At 61.8% G+C, this 17,175-nt stretch carries 15 protein-coding genes; 9 read left to right on the plus strand and 6 right to left on the minus strand.

Annotated features, from left to right (window positions below):
* The first annotated feature begins 11 nt into the window (after nucleotides 1-11).
* On the plus strand, nucleotides 12-713 hold the full coding sequence (locus NDB2M4_RS10920) for a VIT1/CCC1 transporter family protein (RefSeq protein ID WP_072374550.1): 702 nt from the start codon (nucleotides 12-14) through the stop codon (nucleotides 711-713).
* A 50-nt stretch (nucleotides 714-763) separates the two neighbouring features.
* Here the strand turns inward: NDB2M4_RS10920 and NDB2M4_RS10925 are convergent, their stop codons facing one another.
* The 3 genes from NDB2M4_RS10925 to NDB2M4_RS10940 form a co-directional block, all read right to left on the minus strand.
* Complete coding sequence (locus tag NDB2M4_RS10925; RefSeq protein WP_083556161.1) at nucleotides 764-2,545, minus strand: putative bifunctional diguanylate cyclase/phosphodiesterase; 1,782 nt, start codon at nucleotides 2,543-2,545, stop codon at nucleotides 764-766.
* A 93-nt stretch (nucleotides 2,546-2,638) separates the two neighbouring features.
* Complete coding sequence (locus NDB2M4_RS10930) at nucleotides 2,639-3,673, minus strand: glutamine synthetase beta-grasp domain-containing protein (RefSeq protein WP_072374553.1); 1,035 nt, start codon at nucleotides 3,671-3,673, stop codon at nucleotides 2,639-2,641.
* A 684-nt stretch (nucleotides 3,674-4,357) separates the two neighbouring features.
* Nucleotides 4,358-5,287 (minus strand): glutaminase, encoded by a 930-nt coding sequence (locus NDB2M4_RS10940; RefSeq protein ID WP_072375076.1) that lies wholly within the window; start codon nucleotides 5,285-5,287, stop codon nucleotides 4,358-4,360.
* A gap of 265 nt (nucleotides 5,288-5,552) precedes the next feature.
* On the opposite strand from NDB2M4_RS10940, the gene lpxD reads away from it, so the two are divergent.
* From lpxD to NDB2M4_RS10955, 3 genes are all read left to right on the plus strand, one after another.
* Complete coding sequence (gene lpxD, locus NDB2M4_RS10945) at nucleotides 5,553-6,572, plus strand: UDP-3-O-(3-hydroxymyristoyl)glucosamine N-acyltransferase (RefSeq protein WP_072374559.1); 1,020 nt, start codon at nucleotides 5,553-5,555, stop codon at nucleotides 6,570-6,572.
* Between the two features lie 89 nt (nucleotides 6,573-6,661).
* A complete protein-coding gene (locus NDB2M4_RS10950) occupies nucleotides 6,662-7,042 on the plus strand; it encodes a DUF427 domain-containing protein (protein WP_072374562.1) in 381 nt (126 codons plus the stop codon).
* Between the two features lie 101 nt (nucleotides 7,043-7,143).
* Entirely contained in the window at nucleotides 7,144-8,454 is a 1,311-nt protein-coding gene (locus NDB2M4_RS10955; protein WP_072374565.1) for a DUF2254 domain-containing protein, read from the plus strand.
* A 13-nt stretch (nucleotides 8,455-8,467) separates the two neighbouring features.
* Here the strand turns inward: NDB2M4_RS10955 and NDB2M4_RS10960 are convergent, their stop codons facing one another.
* Entirely contained in the window at nucleotides 8,468-9,754 is a 1,287-nt protein-coding gene (locus NDB2M4_RS10960) for an O-acetylhomoserine aminocarboxypropyltransferase (RefSeq protein ID WP_072374568.1), read from the minus strand.
* Nucleotides 9,755-9,973: 219 nt separating this feature from the next.
* Nucleotides 9,974-10,180 carry a hypothetical protein gene (locus tag NDB2M4_RS10965; protein WP_072374571.1) on the minus strand — a complete coding sequence of 69 codons (207 nt, stop codon included), beginning with the start codon at nucleotides 10,178-10,180 and terminating at the stop codon, nucleotides 9,974-9,976.
* 448 nt (nucleotides 10,181-10,628) lie between these two features.
* Here NDB2M4_RS10965 and NDB2M4_RS10970 point away from each other — a divergent pair, with 448 nt between their 5' ends.
* The 4 genes from NDB2M4_RS10970 (at nucleotide 10,629) to NDB2M4_RS10985 (ending at nucleotide 14,828) form a co-directional block, all read left to right on the plus strand.
* Entirely contained in the window at nucleotides 10,629-12,212 is a 1,584-nt protein-coding gene (locus NDB2M4_RS10970; RefSeq protein ID WP_072374574.1) for an AMP-binding protein, read from the plus strand.
* 251 nt (nucleotides 12,213-12,463) lie between these two features.
* Nucleotides 12,464-12,721, plus strand: a complete 258-nt coding sequence (locus tag NDB2M4_RS10975) for a hypothetical protein (RefSeq protein WP_072374577.1) — start codon at nucleotides 12,464-12,466, stop codon at nucleotides 12,719-12,721.
* A gap of 299 nt (nucleotides 12,722-13,020) precedes the next feature.
* A complete protein-coding gene (gene rimK / locus NDB2M4_RS10980) occupies nucleotides 13,021-13,926 on the plus strand; it encodes a 30S ribosomal protein S6--L-glutamate ligase (RefSeq protein ID WP_072374580.1) in 906 nt (301 codons plus the stop codon).
* A gap of 158 nt (nucleotides 13,927-14,084) precedes the next feature.
* Nucleotides 14,085-14,828: an arginyltransferase gene (locus NDB2M4_RS10985; RefSeq protein ID WP_072374583.1), complete on the plus strand. Its 744-nt coding sequence runs from the start codon at nucleotides 14,085-14,087 to the stop codon at nucleotides 14,826-14,828.
* A 4-nt stretch (nucleotides 14,829-14,832) separates the two neighbouring features.
* Here NDB2M4_RS10985 and NDB2M4_RS20345 read toward each other — a convergent pair whose 3' ends face one another.
* The gene (locus NDB2M4_RS20345; protein WP_210186531.1) at nucleotides 14,833-15,459 is read right to left on the minus strand and encodes a hypothetical protein; all 627 of its coding nucleotides are present in this window, start codon (nucleotides 15,457-15,459) and stop codon (nucleotides 14,833-14,835) included.
* A 333-nt stretch (nucleotides 15,460-15,792) separates the two neighbouring features.
* Here NDB2M4_RS20345 and NDB2M4_RS10995 point away from each other — a divergent pair, with 333 nt between their 5' ends.
* Nucleotides 15,793-17,139, plus strand: a complete 1,347-nt coding sequence (locus NDB2M4_RS10995; protein ID WP_244536133.1) for a chloride channel protein — start codon at nucleotides 15,793-15,795, stop codon at nucleotides 17,137-17,139.
* Nucleotides 17,140-17,175 lie beyond the last annotated feature (36 nt).

Raw genomic sequence — 17,175 nt, forward strand, 5'->3', positions numbered from 1 at the left:
ATTGAGGTCCGATGAGCCGCCTGCCCAAACATGCCGAGCACCACCTCGTCGGTCGCATCGGCTGGCTGCGCGCCGCGGTCCTCGGCGCCAATGACGGCATTCTCTCTACGGCCAGCCTCATCTCCGGTGTCGCCGCAGCCGATGGCTCGCACACCAGTGTACTGATTGCGGGCATCGCCGGCCTCGTGTCCGGTGCAATGTCCATGGCCGCCGGTGAGTATGTCTCGGTCAGCTCGCAGGCCGACACCGAGGATGCCGAGCTGTCGCGCGAACGAGACGAGCTGCGCGCCTATCCTAAGGCCGAGCTGGAGGAGCTGGCGCAAATCTACGCCAAGCGCGGCGTCGAACTGCATCTCGCCCGCAAAGTGGCTGAGCAGCTCATGACCAAGGATGCGCTCGGTGCCCACGCGCGCGACGAACTCGGCATTTCCGAGATCACCACCGCTCGCCCGGTCCAAGCGGCTCTGACGTCCGCGGCAACGTTTGCATCCGGCGCGGCCATGCCGTTGCTAGCGGCAGTGCTGGCACCGGAGGGGGCGATCATCCCTGTTGTCACCGCCGCCTCGCTGATCTACCTCGCGGCCCTCGGCGCCATCGGAGCCAAGGCAGGAGGCTCAAACATTTGGCGCGCCGCCGGACGTGTCGTTTTCTGGGGCGCCTTTGCCATGGCGCTCACCGCCGGAATCGGCAAGCTCGTCGGCCAGACGCTATGAATCCGGGGAATTAATTCCCACGCATTCCGCGGACAACCCGACATCTTAAGTCACAGTCTCAATGCAGCTGCCGCGACCGGTCGCCCGAACAAAAAGCCCTGCATCCGTTCGACCCCCACTTGCCGCGCGATATTCGCCTGCTCCACGGTCTCAATGCCCTCAATGACGGTGGACATACCGAGCCGGTCCGCCAGACGGCAGATTGCTTCGACCACCGCTCGCGCCTTCTCCGACGTCGCTAACTCGGCAACAAACGTGCGATCGATTTTGAGCACATCGACCGGGAGGCGACGCAGATAGGACAGCGAAGAATAACCGGTGCCGAAGTCATCCAAAGCAATGGTAACGCCCATCTCATGCACCCTGCGCAGCATTGCGGCACATTCGTCGCCATTGCCGATGAAAAGAGTTTCTGTGACTTCAAGCTCCAGCCGTGATGCAGGAAGTCCGGATTCGCGAAGTGCCTTCACCACGCTATCGATCAGATAGCCCGCCTGACATTGCTGCGTAGAAAGGTTCACGGCTACTTTGATCTGCGACGGCCAAGCCATTGCGTCAGCGCATGCCTGACGCAGAACACAGGCGCTCAGCTGGCGTATCAATCCCGTCTCCTCGGCCAACGGAATGAACTCAGCGGGCTGCATGCGGCCACGCGTAGGATGGTTCCAGCGAGCCAACGCCTCGCAGACGACGACGTGCCCTCCCTGCGCATCGATAATCGGTTGGTATTCGACCACTATCTCGCCATTGGCACACGCCCTTGCGAGATCGCTCTCCAACTGCCGACGCTCTCGCAGTTCGACTTCCATTACCGGGTCAAAGATGCGGTAGCAGTTTCTGCCACCACTCTTCGCCGCCTGCAGAGCGAGGTCGGCCTCAGTTAGAAGTCTGTTCGCATCAACGCGCCCACTCGACCGCTCTGCGATGCCAATGCTGACGCTGACTGGCAATTCACTTGACTCGAGGGAGATCGGCTCAGCCATCGCCTGCAGGATCGCTTCCGCCGCACTCTTGGCATCGTGGCTGGCAGCATCGCCTCTCAGAATGATGACAAACTCATCCCCTCCGAACCGAAATACCGATGCGTTCGGCGGGGCACATGTCAGCAACCTCTCGGCGACTTTCTTCAGCAGTGCATCACCGGTTGCATGTCCCAGCGTATCGTTGACGGCCTTCAGCTTGTCGACATCGATGAAGAGAACGCTGGCCCTCTGGTCGGATTCCCACTCCCACGCTTCATCGTCTGCATTGACGAAGTTCCGCAGGCCTGTCAGGGCGTCGTGGTGTGTCAGATGAGAGATCAACTCATGCTGATGACTCAACGCTACATTGAGACTGCTCAGCTGACCTTCCAGCGCTTTGCGTGACGTGATCTCGGTTCTGATCGAGATGTAACCGGTGATTGTTCCACCCGAATCGATCAGCGGGACGATCCAGGTATCGACCCAATAGAAGCTGCCATCCTTTGCCCGGTTCTTTATCTCGCCCCGCCAGATCTTCCTCCCACGGATCGTTCGATACATCTCCAAGAAGAACGATCGCGGGTGGTGGCCTGAATTCAGGATGCGATGATTTTGCCCAATGAGTTCTCCCCTTGAGTACTTACTCAACTTTTCGAACTGCTCGTTGGCATAGACGATTGTGCCAGCAAGGTTCGTAATGGCCACAATCGCGACCTTATCGAGAGCCGCCGCATAGGTTGCGGCTGCAAATCTCTCATCCTCGAGCATCATGCTCTGAATGACGGCAATCATGAGCGCATGTAATTTTCCGGCAGATTGGATTCCACGATCATTGTTTACCAGAAGGCGCTTGAAATTGATCTGGATCAATTTCAGCCGCGGCCCTTACTCGGCCGTAAAAAAGAAAGCGGCGCCGGACGGGAGCCACGGCGCCGCTCAACTCTCTACGCGTCTCGATAAAGTTTATGCGGCCTTGGCGGCGGCAGCGGGAACTTCCGAGATCGTCTTCAGGATCTGCGAAGCGATCTGGTAGGGGTCGCCCTGCGAGTTCGGACGGCGATCCTCAAGATAGCCCTTGTAGCCGTTCTTCACGAACGAGTGCGGCACGCGGATCGAAGCGCCACGATCGGCAACGCCGTAGCTGAACTTGTTCCACGGCGCCGTCTCGTGCTTGCCGGTCAGACGCTTGTCGTTGTCCGGACCATAGACGTTGATGTGATCCATCAGGTTCTTGTCGAAGGCCTTCATCATGGCCTCGAAGTAGTCCTTGCCGCCGACAGTACGCATGTACTCGGTCGAGAAGTTGGCGTGCATGCCCGAGCCGTTCCAGTCGGTGTCGCCCAGCGGCTTGCAGTGGAATTCGATGTCGATGCCGTACTTCTCCGTGAGGCGGAGAAGCAGGTAGCGCGCCATCCACATCTCGTCGGCAGCCTTCTTGGAGCCCTTGCCGAAGATCTGGAATTCCCACTGGCCCTTGGCCACCTCGGCGTTGATGCCTTCGTGGTTGATGCCGGCAGCAAGACACAGATCGAGATGCTCCTCGACGATCTGTCGAGCGACATCGCCGACGTTCTTGTAGCCAACGCCGGTGTAATACGGACCCTGCGGGGCCGGGTAGCCGGCGGCGGGGAAGCCGAGCGGACGACCGTCCTTGTAGAAGAAGTACTCCTGCTCGAAGCCGAACCACGCGCCCGCGTCATCGAGGATGGTGGCGCGCTTGTTCGAGGAATGTGGCGTGACGCCATCCGGCATCATCACTTCGCACATGACGAGCGCGCCGTTGGTGCGCGCGGGATCGGGGTACACGGCGACAGGCTTCAGCACGCAATCGGAGCTATGGCCCTCGGCCTGCATCGTCGAGCTGCCATCGAAGCCCCACAGCGGCAGTTCTTCCAGGCTCGGAAACGCACTGTATTCCTTGATCTGGGTTTTGCCGCGCAGATTGGGAACCGGTGTGTAGCCGTCGAGCCAAATGTACTCGAGCTTGTACTTCGTCATGCTCAATCTCTCCTAATTGACGACGCGGTCGCTGGGTCATCCTGGTGCTCGTGCAAGGACATCAGCCTCGGCATCGAGCGATGCTTATCGTGCATTGTGCGGTGCGATCGCCGGCTCCGTGACGACGCCGAGCTCGCGCAAACCAGACCTCGAAGCACGTCAGCAACTGTTCCGACCTCCCGCTTAGCGGGCGAACCTCGTCCGGTGCCTGGCTGCGCTAGGCGCGGAACCGATAGCGGCTGAGTGGGTTCACCCTGACCGGAATGCTAGCGAAAGATGCAATTTATGGCGTGCCTATAATGTGAGCATTTGCTGCACGTTAATTCAGCAGGGCCCTTATTTGGCATCGGCAGGACTCACACATCGTGAGATGATCCCGTTCCAGCGTAACAGCGCTGTAGAGGAGCAACGAGACGAGAGCAAAAGGAAGAGAGAAACAATGACTTCGCACCAGTCTACTGCGACGATATACGCCTTCCCCCCTGGCGGACGCCGCAACCTTGGCCGCCAGCACGACAGCATAACGTCAGCCAGCTCCACCCCCCTCCGCTCGGCCACCGCCGATCGGACACCGAGAATCGATACCGGCAGCTGGTATCATCAAGCCGCAGTCGAAGAGGCACAGGCCTTCTGCGAGCGATAAAAAGGTACGCTCCAATCCCGAGCGTGGCGCCAATCCGGGCGTCACGCACCGAAGATCGACCATTCCATCCGCTTGCTCAGCCTCTCCAGCGCAAGCCGGCCCCGCTTCGAATTCCCCGACACATCGAGCCCCGGCGACCACACGGCGATCGACGCCTTGCCCGGCGCGATTGCGAGGATACCGCCGCCGACGCCGCTCTTGCCCGGCAGCCCGACGCGGTAAGCAAATTCACCCGACCCGTCGTAGTGCCCGCACGTGAGCATCAGCGCATTGATGCGACGCGCGCGTTCCGGCGTGACCACCGGCAGGATCGTCGACGGGTTGGCGCCGAAGTGCGCGAGGAACCGGCCTGCCATGGCAAGCTGCAGGCACGACATGGCAATCGCGCAGTGATGGAAATAGACGCCCAATGCGTAGTCGACGGGGCCATCGATGACGCCGTACGACTTCATGTAGTTGGCAAGCGCCGCGTTACGGAAACCCGTCCGCGCCTCTGAAGCCGCGACCTTGTGATCGATGTAGATGCTGTCATCCGCCGCGAGAAACTGCATGAAGCGCAAAATCTCGCCCAACGCCTCACGCGGCTGATGGCCTGCCACGATCGCGTCCGTGACGGCTATGGCGCCGGCATTGATGAACGGGTTGCGCGGAATACCGTGCTCGGATTCAAGCTGGACGATCGAATTGAAGCGGCTCCCTGACGGCTCACGACCAACACGCTCCCACAGCCGGTCCCCGAACTTGCCCAGCGCCAGCGTCAGCGTGAACACCTTCGAGATGCTCTGAATGGAGAACGGCACGTCTGCATCGCCACCCGCCGCGACATTCCCCTGCGCATCGACGACAACCAACGCAAACTGATTGGGATCGACGTTCGCAAGCTCGGGGATATAGGTGGCCACCTCGCCGCGATCGGGCATCGCCCGCATCTCATCGGTGATTTCCTGGACGACGACTTGAAGATCGGACACGATTGCAGCTTCCCGCGGTGAACCGCCGCACCTCATGCGGGCACGGCAGCCGCACAATGGTTAAACCCGGCCGGGATTGAAAGATCCTTCCTAGCCGCAGCGGTTGCAACTGGCCGCAGCTGCCCCAGCGACGTGCGTCCATAAACAGGCTGATGCGCTTTCACAGGCGATAGCGTATGCTGAGCGCGAAGCCGGCCGCGAAAGCGATCGGCTTCTATCCAAATATCTTTGTGCAGTACCGCTCAACGCGTAAGGGTGTGTCCCAATGGCTGACGCTCGCTTTTTCCATCGCGCCGGCCCTTTTCTGCTGTCTGACATCGCGGCGCTCATCGGCGCCGAGCCCTTGCCCCCCGAAACAGAAGCGATTGCCTTCGCGGACATAGCCACGCTCGAAACGGCGGGTCCCGACGACATCAGCGTGTTCTCCGACGCCCGCTACATGGGCGCGCTCGCAACCACCCGCGCCGGCGCCATCATCGTCAGCCGCAAGCTTGCGCACCACGTCCCTGAAGGCTCCCGATTGGTCTACGTCGCCGACCCGCGCCGCGCCTACGCGCAAGTCGGACGGCTCTTCTATCCCGCCGCCGTGCCGACCCCCGGCATACACCCCAGCGCCCACGTGCATGCCAGCGCCTGCATTGGCCCCGGGACGCAGATCGACCCCGGCGCCGTCATCGGCCGCGATGTCGATATCGGTGAGCGCTGCTACATCGGCCCCAATGTCGTAATCGGCGACGGCGTGCTCATCGGCAACGACTGCCGCATCGGCGCCAACTGCACCATCAGCCATACTCTGCTCGGGCACCGCGTCGAGATCGAGACGTGCGTTACCATCGGATCGCAAGGCTTCGGCTTCGTCCCGGGACCCGCCGGACTAGAGCGCATGCTGCAGCTCGGCCGCGTCATCATCGAGGAAGGCGTGAAGATCGGTGCCAACTGCGCCATCGACCGCGGCGCGACCGACGACACCATCATCGGCGCCGGCTCCGTTCTCGATAACCTCGTCCACATCGGACACAACGTCCGTCTCGGACGTCACTGCGTGATCTGCGCCCAGGTCGGTATCGCCGGCAGCACCACCGTCGGCGACGGCGTGATGATGGGCGGGCAGACCGGAGTTGCCGATCACCTGACCATCGGCAGCGGCGCACAGATCGCCGCCAAGAGCGGCGTCATGCGCGACGTCGCAGCAAAGACCGTTGTCGGGGGTTTCCCTGCCATGCCCATCAAAGACTGGCACCGCCAGACCATCGGCATCGCGCGCCTGTCCAAGAAGGTCGAGTAGAGTCGCGCGCGTCCCATGCCACCCAAAGACTTTCCGCGCGGCACACCGCTCCCCACATAAGCTGCCTCAGCATTCTCCGAGGCATCGCCATGGCCACCCGACCCATCAAAATTCCCGGCCCCGACCATCCGATCACCATCACCGCCCAGCCGGGTCGCATCGTCGTCAAGGTCGCCGGACGCACTCTGGCCGATACGCGCGCCGCTCTCACGCTACGCGAGGCCGACTATCCCCCCGTCTATTACATCCCGCGCACAGACGTCGACATGAGCATGCTCACGCGCACCAAGCACGTCACCTACTGTCCCTACAAAGGCAAGAGCAACTATTACAGCGTGCCATCTGGCGGCGACCGCTCGCTCAACGCGGTCTGGTCCTACGAGGACCCGCACGACGCTGTGAGCCAGATCAAGGAGCATGTTGCGTTCTATGCCGACCGCGTAGACTCGATTGAACTGCACGACAGTTAACCGCGCCGGAGCTGATTTCCTCACAGCCGAACGAAATTGTCCGTCCACGAGTTTAAGGGCTAAACAATAGCATCGCCATATCCTGGCAGATGGGAGCCCCGATGGTCGCCCGATATCACAAGCTCATCGACGACCTGCTTGAGGCGTTCTGGTTCATACCCGCCTTGATGCTCCTGGGTGGCGTGGCACTGTCTTTCGCGATGGTGCAGTTCGACCATGCATTCGAGATTCCCGAACGGCTCCAAGAGAGCGCCTGGATCTTTCGCGGCGGTCCTACTGGCGCCCGTGCCGTTCTGGGCGCCATAGCCTCGTCGACCATCGCCGTGGTCGGAACGGTATTCTCTATAACCATCGCCGCACTTTCGCTGGCTTCCGGCCAGATGGGCCCGCGGCTTCTGCAGAACTTCACCCGCGACCGCGGCAATCAGCTCACGTTCGGCGTCTTCATCGGCACCTTCGTCTATGCGCTGTTGGTGCTGCGCACGGTTCGCAGCCCGAGCGAGGGCCAGTTCATTCCCCACGTTGCGCTGTCCCTCGCCATCCTCTTGGCGTTCATCTGCGTAGCGACGCTCGTCTGGTTCGTCGCCCACATGGCTGAGCGCATCAACGTCGACACGGTCATTGACCTCGTCAGCGACGATGTAGACGCCGCAATCAAACGCATCGACGCCGAGCCGACTGCGGCCCCCTCCGATGCCTTCTGGAGCGACGCGGCGCCTATCGTCCGCAAACGTAGCGGCTACCTGCAGCACATTGATGAAGGCGGCCTCGCTGACTGGGCGTCCGAGCACGGAACGAGCATCCGCCTGCTTAACGGGCCAGGAAGTTTCGTCTCGCCCAATGCGCCGATCGCCTTGATCAAGCCGATGGTGGATGGCGCGGAGGACGCAATCGAAGACGCTACTGCGCTCGGCACCAAGCGCCGCGGCGATGACCTCCGCTTGAGCATCGCGCAACTTGTCGAGGTTGCGGTGCGTGCGCTATCGGCGGGCATCAACGACCCGCACACCGCCATCGGCGTCCTCGATCGGCTCGGCAGTGCGCTATGCGAACTGGTTGGCAAAGAGCTGCCCAACGGAGTGAGCACGCGCGAAGACAAGGCCGTGCTCGTGGTGCCCAAAATGAACTACGACGAACTCGTCGAGGCAATGCTGCAGACAATTCGCCAGAACGCGTCGAGCCAGCCATCGGTCCAACGCAAAATCCTGCAGGTGCTGGCAACGGTTGCGAGCTGTGAGCGCGATGCCCACCGCACCGCCACCCTGCAGCGGCATGCTGATTTGGTGATTGCCGATGCACACCGCGGATCGATCGCGCAGTGCGACTTGGAAGAACTGGAACGCGAGCGTACCCGTTTATCAGCCGTGGTTGATCAAGGCGCTTACGCCTTGATCCGTCCTGCGGCTCAGTAGGTCGGCCCGGCAATTACAATCGCGCCAAGCCCTGTTCCAAGTCGGCGATGATGTCGTCCTTGTCTTCGATGCCAATCGACAGACGGACGACATCCGGCCCAGCACCGGCGGCGATACGTTGCTCGTCCGTGAGCTGGCGATGCGTCGTGGAAGCAGGATGAATGACGAGGCTGCGCGTGTCACCGATGTTGGCGAGCAGGCTGAACAGCTTCAGTCCGGATGCGAGCTTGACGCCCGCCTCGTAGCCCCCCTTGAGGCCAAACGTGAACACGGCGCCCGCGCCCTTGGGGCAGATCTTCTTGGCAAGTTCATGATACTTGCTCGAAGGCAGGCCAGCGTAGCTCACCCACGCAACCTTCGGGTGCTTCTCCAGCCACGAGGCAACCGCGAGAGCATTCTCGCTGTGGCGTGCCATGCGCAGCGGAAGCGTCTCCGCGCCGGTGAGAATCATAAAGGCGTTGAACGGCGAGATCGCCGGCCCGAGGTCACGCAGGCCCATCACGCGCGCGGCGATGGCGAACGCGAAGTTGCCGAACGTCTCACCGATCACCATGCCGTTGTAGGACGCATTCGGCTCCACCAGAGTCTTGTAGCGATGCTTTGCGCTGAGCCAGTCGAACGTTCCTGCATCGACCAGTACACCACCGATAGAATTGCCGTGGCCGCCGATGAACTTCGTCATCGAGTGCACGATGATGTCGGCCCCGAATTGCTTCGGCTGGCACAGGTACGGTGTCGCCAGGGTGTTATCGACAATGAACGGAACGCCCGCCTTCTTGGCGATCGCAGCAATCGCTGGAAGATCGACGACGACGCCGCCGGGATTGGCGATCGACTCCACGAAGATCGCCCGCGTCTTCGGCGTAATGGCTTTCTCGAAGCTTTGCGGATCGGTGGAGTCGGCCCACACGACGTTCCAGTCGAACTTCTTGAACGAGTGATTGAACTGGTTGATCGACCCACCATACAGCTGACGTCCGGCGATGAATTCGTCGCCCGGTTCCAGCAGAGTATGGAACACTAGAAACTGCGCCGCATGTCCCGAGGCAACGGCCAGCGCAGCGGTGCCGCCTTCCAGCGCGGCGACGCGCCCTTCCAACACGGCCTGCGTTGGATTGGTGATGCGGGTATAGATGTTGCCGAACGCCTCAAGCCCGAACAGCGAGGCGGCATGGTCCGTGTCATTGAAGACATAGGACGTCGTTTGATAGATCGGCGTAGCGCGCGCGCCGGTCGAGGCATCGGGAGCGGCCCCCGCATGCACAGCGAGGGTGGCAAACTTTGGCTCTGATTCTGACATCGCTTTCTCCTTCTAACCGCGCTCGAGCGATCGCGACTAGGGAGGCGATGATGGTCTTCAAGTCAACGGCAAACGCTAAATGTTGTGGCTGCAGCCAATAGATTGGATCGTAATCTTCGCCTGCCTGTCTGCTTCCTGTCTGCGGCTGTCCAAAAGACTAATCCGACAAGGGCATAGGGCAACTCGTATAGCCGAGGCCGACACGTAAGCCGGCCCCGCTCAAGCCTTCGCGTAACGACCGGAGCGGCCGCACGTGAATTTACGAATCTGCCAGTCGGGATTGCCGACGGTCCACTTCGCCAGCTCGGCCTGGCCGTACATCATGCATTGCTGCGGCGTCACCGACTCCGCGGCGAATGACAGATGCACGTCCTTGCACCGGTTCGGTACCTGGATGGAGCAGACGATCGCGACGACTTCTATCATGGGACACCCCAAGGTTCCTGCCGAAAGCGCCCTCTCAAGAAGGGCCGGATCCACCTTGGTCGCGTCCTCGTCGTTTCTTGTTGATCTTGACTCAAGCGTAGGCCCGAATCGACCCCTGCTCAAGTTTCATTCCTGTGCAGAAAATGCCCAATTCCCGAACATACCGGGAAGTAATGGCAAACAGGTTCGGGAGCACACTAAAATGCTGCAAATATTAGATTTTTCGCCGCAACGGACGCTTTCGCTGCGGCGTTTTGCTTCAATTCATGCCCATTCTGCTGCCCCCTTTTCCGGCAATTTTTGCTGCAACGCACAATCTGCCGCACGCGTCGTATGCTGCAGTTGCGAAGTCGATCTCGATTGCGCCTGCGACACATCCGACTACAACGGCATCTAGCCGCAGATTTCGGCGCGCGCCGGCCCAGACTAGAGCCTCCAAAGCTTTTCGATGACGCAGACATTCGATCCCAACCACGCCCGCACCACGCTGTTTTCCGCCTTCCTCGAGGCAGCGGATCGGCACGGTCGAGATCGCGTTATTGTCGAAGACGCTGACGGCACAGCCCTGACCTACCGCGCCCTGACGCTTGCAAGCCTCGTCCTCGGCGGCAAGCTGCGCAGCCTGGCGCGCCCCCGCGAAAACGTCGGAGTTCTGCTGCCCAATGCCATCGGTCTCGTCGTCACCATTCTTGGCATAAATGCCTATGACCGCGTGGCCGTCCTGCTCAACTTTTCCGCCGGCAAGAAGGCTCTCACATCAGCCATCGGCACCGCCCGTCTTCGCGCCATTCTCACCTCGCGGCGCTTCGTCGAGGCCGGCAACTTCGAAGAGTTGATCGACGCCCTCGCGAACGCCGAATACGCGCCGGGTCAGAAGACACGCATCGTCTATCTTGAGGACGTACGCAAACGCATCGGCATCGCCGACAAGATCGCAGGCGTAGCGCGCGCGCTTGCCAGTAAAGTCGTCTTCCGCAAGTCGCCAGCGAAGGCCGACGACCCGGCAGTCATTCTCTTCACCTCGGGTACCGAAGGCGCCCCCAAAGGCGTCGTGCTCACCAACGCCAACATCGTCTCCAACGTCGAGCAGTCCATCGCGCAGCTTTCGGCCGTGCTGGTGCCGGGCGAAGTGCTCGTCAATCCGCTGCCGATGTTCCACTCGTTCGGGCTCACTGCGGGCACCTTCGTGCCCCTGCTCGCGGGCGTGAAGTGCGCCCTGTATCCGAGCCCCCTGCACTACAAGCAGATCCCCAAGTTCATCGAGAAGGTGAAAGCGACGTGGATCGTCTCCACCGACACTTTCCTTGCCGGCTACGCGCGCGTCGCCGACCCCGGCCAGCTCGACACGCTCCGCTTCGCCGTTGCCGGCGCTGAGAAGGTGAAGCAGCCGACGCGCGATCTGTGGGCCAATTCGGGCGCCGTGCTGCTCGAAGGCTATGGCGTCACCGAGACCTCCCCGGTGCTTGCCGTCAACACGCCCGACGACAACCGCGATGGCACGGTCGGCCGCCTCCTCCCGGGCATTGAAGCCCGGCTCGAGGACGTGCCGGGACTGAGCGAAGGCAAACGCCTCTTCGTCCGCGGACCGAACGTGATGGCCGGCTACATGTACCCGGAGAAGCCCGGCTCAATCATCCCGCCCGACGGTGGCTGGCACGACACCGGAGACATCGTCGCCATAGAGGACGGTTTTGTACGCATTTGCGGACGTGCCAAGCGCTTCGCCAAGCTCGGCGGCGAGATGGTGTCGCTCGGCGCCATCGAGACGCTCGCGTGCGGCTTGTGGAACGACGCCCAGCACGTCGTCGTCAGCTTCCCCGATCCGCGCAAGGGCGAGCAGTTGCTGCTGGTTACCGACAAGGCTGCGGCGAGCAAAGACGAACTCCTCGCTCACGCCCGGCGCGAAGGCTTCCCCGAACTTTGGGTCCCCAAGTCGATTCTCATCGTCCCAGCCGTACCGCTGCTCGCCACGGGAAAGATCGATCTTCAGGCGACGGTAGAGCTCGCGCGTCAGTCCCGTCCGAGCCTCTAGCTCACTCCCGGTTGCAAACCGGTTTTCCCGCCAAGGCTCTAGCTGCAGCCCTTATCACTGGCCGCAAATGCCCGTCCAACGGGGGAGAGTGGCTGCTCCACCACGTCAAGAAAGGAGTTGTCGGCAGCCGCATTAACGAGTCTTGACCGTACGCATCAGGTCTTCCATGGATGTTGTGGAAAAAGTGGGCGGAACCACAGCCCACGGGGAACGCCAAGCCAACTTCCACCTTGAAATAGAGTGCGAAAGCCATGTCGACGACCACGGCGCCGCAGAGCGTTGAGGCCACGAATGTCGCGATGCTGCAGGGTCCAACCCTGCAATGGGCGCTGAAGCGGACATTGCTCGGACTGATCATTCTTTTTGTGACGATTGCGTCAGCCGCAACGCTTCTCTACGCCTCGATCGAGGAAGAGCAGCCCACAGGCCCCGCCGGAGCCATTGAGGACACGGCATCTTCAAAGCCCCCTGCGTTGCTGGGCGTTAAGCCCTCACAGCGCCGCGTCTGATCCATCATAGACGGGAGGGCCGCAGCGCCGCACGCTGCGGGCCTAACTTTTCCCGCAATTGCACCTGATGCACGCAACAGCCGATATTCGGTTGAGTTCATCGGCCGTTAGCCGTGATCCTGGTGTGATGGGCGCGAAGTTCGCTATCATCCGCTGCCGGGTGCCCGGGCAATTCCGCGATCTGGATGCTGCACTAGCTTGTCAACGATCTTCCTAGTGTCCGCCGTGATCCGGCACTCGTCCTCCGGTCCAGCAGCAAGCGCTGGCGATTTCCGAAATCGAGACACTGGGAGTGCTCGATGCGCTTCGTGATGCTCGCTCGCAATCCGCAGCTCTATTCGCACGTGCGCATGTGCGAAGCAGCCCGCGCGCGCGGCCATTCGATCGACGTGATCAATACCCTGCACGTCCACATGAACATCACGTCCAACCAGCCGGTCCTGCGCTACAACGGCGAGCGCCTCCCGATTTATGATGCCGTCATCCCGCGCATCGGCGCATCGATCACCCATTATGGCCTTGCCGTCCTGCGGCAGTTCGAGATGCAGGGCGTCTACCCCCTCAATGAAAGCGTCGCCATCGGCCGCTCGCGCGACAAGCTTCGTGCGCTCCAGCTCCTCGCCCGCGAAGGCATCGGTCTGCCCGTCACCGCTTTTGCCCATGGTCCCCGCCGCGCTGAGGAGGTGATCAAAGAGGTCGGCGGCGTCCCTGTCGTCATCAAGCTTCTCGAGGGCACACAAGGCATGGGCGTCATTCTCGCCGAAACCCAAGGATCGGCGAAATCGATCATCGAGGCTTTCAGCGCCGCCAACGTCAACATCATGGTGCAGGAATTCATCCGCGAGGCGAACGGCACAGACATCCGGGCGCTCGTCATTGGCGGCGATGTGATTGCAGCCATCAAGCGAACGGGCCGCGCAGGAGAGTTCCGCGCCAACGTCCATCGCGGCGGCTCAGCCACCCAGGTTGAGCTTACCGCCGAGGAGCGCCGTATCGCGGTACGCGCCGCCACCGCGCTAGGCCTTAACGTTTCCGGGGTCGATATGGTCCGCTCCAGCCGGGGCCCCCTCGTCATGGAGGTTAACTCTTCTCCCGGCCTGGAAGGCATCGAGGGCGCTACCGGCATCGATATCGCCAGCAGGATCATCGATTTCCTCGAAGCCAATGCCTGCTATGGGCACACCCAGACCAAGGGGCTCGGGTAGAGTTGCTGGGCCATTCCGGGCACCATCGCCCCGGCTTTTGTCAATTGCTGAGCCAAACCTCGACAGGTGCCTTGATCAAGCCCTAAGCCCCAACTTATCATCAGCTTACGGTTGATGGCGCCGTCGGCGCCTTAGTCCACCTTGAGGGATTTCGGCGGATGACGGAGCAGCAGAAGCACTTTCCGGAATTCTACGTCACTGCCCCTCAGCCCTGCCCGTATCTGCCTGGCCGGCAGGAGCGCAAGCTCTTCACGCACCTCACCCAGGAAAAGCCGGTCGGCCTCATCGACAATCTTCTGCGCGGTGGTTTCCGCCGCAGCCAGAACATCGCCTACATGCCGTACTGCGAGGGCTGCCAGGCTTGCGTGTCTGTGCGCATCGTCGTCGACGAGTTCGTCGTCTCCCGCTCGATGCGCCGTGCGCGCGAAAAGACGTTACATCTCGATGCCCGTCGCGTACCGCCCGAACCGACTTCGGAGCAGTTCGCGCTCTTCCGCCGCTACATCGATGCGCGCCACTCCGACGGCGGCATGGCTGACATGACCGTTCTCGACTACGCCATGATGGTCGAGGACAGCGTGATCAACACGTTCGTCACTGAGTATCGCGAGAAGCCCGAGAACCCGCTCGACAGCGATCCTGATAGCTGGCCGCTCAAAGCCGTTGCTCTGTGCGACTTGCTCTCCGACGGCATCTCGATGGTGTACAGCTTCTACGATCCAACCGCCGAGCAATTGAGCCTCGGCACATCGATGATCCTCGAGCACGTCGAGTACACCAAGACGCTCGGCCTGCCGTATCTCTACCTTGGCTATTGGATCAACGGCTCGCGCAAGATGAATTACAAGATGCGCTATCAGCCGCAAGAGCACCTCGGCCCCAACGGCTGGGTGCGTAAGTAGTCCGCTACTGCTTCAACGCCGCATCCAGCTTCTGGAACATGTAGCTCCACTTCGCGGTCTGCGTATCGACCAGCGTTTTCATGCGCGCCTTGAGATCGGCAAGCAGTGCGCAGTCGGGCGACGGCGCTTCCGCACCCTCCTGCCCCAGCGAAGAGATGTCGGACAACAACCGCTCCGACTCCTGGTCGTAAACCGCGATCTTGTCGTCGCGCACGAACGGAGCCGCCTCCTTCAAGAAGGCATCGTGGCTCCAGCCGCGCTTCTCCTTGAGTTCCCGCAACTTCTCCTGGAAAGCCGGCTTGTTCTCCAGATTGAGATCGCGCAGCGCACCAGCCGCATCGTCAACGACGGCCTCGAACTCAGCTTTCTGGCAAACCTTCTCCTGCGGAGCGCCAGCGGGCGGAGAACCAAGCCCGGGAGGAGCCCACGACTTCGGCACCTCGTCGGCATCCGATGGTTCTCTGGGGAGCTGCGCTGCAGGCTTCGCAGGCGCCGCACCCGCATCTGGTGACGTAACCGGCTTCCAGGAATTGGCCGGCGCATTGTCCTGCGCTAGCGCGACGCTGCCGATGGCAAATCCGGCCACCAGCATCGCCACCGACACAATGTGTTTTGGTCCCGCCCCGATCATGTGAGGAGTCCTAGCCGCCAGTCGGGCCATCGGCAAGCGTAGCCATCGCACTGGCGTTTTTTGCGCTCAGGCGGCGTGGCCCGCGGGAGACCGATAGTCCTGAAATGAAATGTAACAAGGCAGAATTCCCGGCTGCAGATCAAGTCACAGCGAGTACGCACCGATGGAGGCATACCCCGCATACCTCACAGCAAACCGGCGAGCAGTCTGACTGAGTCGTTCTGCCCCGCGGCCTAGCGAAGACGACGGCGCGAGCACGCGCCATCCGCCGCGACCATTCGCGGCCCGCTGGCCCTCCCAATGCTTGACGCCAAGCCTTGAACGGATCAGATCATGCCTCAGCCCGTGCTTGGTGCGGGAAACCACCCAGGCATCCGCTCCATGGTCCTTCCCCACTTCTCCCTTCGCGAGAGCCGGTCATTGTCAGTCAATCTCGGACGATGGCGGCGACGCCTCGTCTTCGTGATCGGCGGCATAGCCGTGGGCCTCGCCGCCGTGGGCCTCACCATCTCAGCCGACTACGCGCAGAAGGCATTTCAGATGCTCGTCGAGCGCTGGCCTTACGCGCCCATGGTGGTAACGCCTCTCGGCTTCGGACTGGCCGTGTGGCTGGCCGTGAGCTTTTTCCCCAACACGCAGGGGTCGGGCATCCCGCAAGCGATCGCAGCGCGCAAAATCGCCGACCGCCGCGCGCGCAACATGCTCGTCGGCGCGCGCGTTGCCATCGGCAAGGTCGTTCTCACCTTGCTCGGGTTGCTGGTCGGCGCTTCGACAGGACGCGAAGGTCCGACCGTTCAGGTCGGTGCATCGGTGATGTCCTTCATCGGTCAGCGCAGCCCGCGCCGCCAGCCCGATCTCATCCTCGCCGGTGCCGCCGCAGGCATCGCCGCTGCATTCAATGCGCCTCTCGCCGGCGTCGTGTTCGCCATCGAAGAGATGAGCCGCAGCTTCGAGCTCCGCACCAGCGGCCTCATCGTCGGCGGCATCGTGGTTGCGGGCCTCACCGCGCAGATATTGCTCGGCGACTACACGTATTTTGGCTTCACCGGCTCGGCGCTTCCTCTCAACACTGCCTGGCTGGCTGTCCCTCTATGCGGCGTCGCCGGCGGTCTATTCGGTGCCGTCTTCAGCCGTATGCTTGTCACGGTCCCCAATCAACTCCCACAGCGCGCCGCATCGTGGATCACCGCCCATCCGGTTTGGTTCGCTACCCTATGCGGCCTGGGCGTTGCGCTATGCGGCCTCGCAACCGGCGGAGACACGTTCGGCACCGGCTATGAGCAGGCACGTCACGTGTTGCACGAGAATGCCGATCTTCCGATCATCTATGCCCCGCTCAAGCTCATTGCCACGGCGCTGTCGGCTGTCAGCGGTGTGCCGGGCGGCATCTTTTCGCCATCGCTGTCCGTCGGCGCGGCCCTCGGTGCCGAGATCGCGCGCCTGTTCGATCAGGTAACGGCAGCCCCGATCGTCCTGCTCGGCATGGTGGCTTATTTCACCGGTGTCGTACGCGCGCCTATCACTGGCTTCGTCATCGTGTCGGAGATGTCCGACAACCACAGTATGCTGGTGGCACTGATGGCGACCGCACTGATTGCCGACGCATCCGCAAGCCTCATCAACCGCGATGGCGTCTATCAGGAGCTGTCGGTTCGCTTCTTTCCAAAACCGAAGCCCTGACCGAAGACAAAGCGCAACGGGGCGGCGCCGACAGGA

Origin of the sequence: Hyphomicrobium sp. NDB2Meth4, from assembly GCF_900117445.1 — a bacterium.
Lineage (GTDB): Bacteria > Pseudomonadota > Alphaproteobacteria > Rhizobiales > Hyphomicrobiaceae > Hyphomicrobium_A.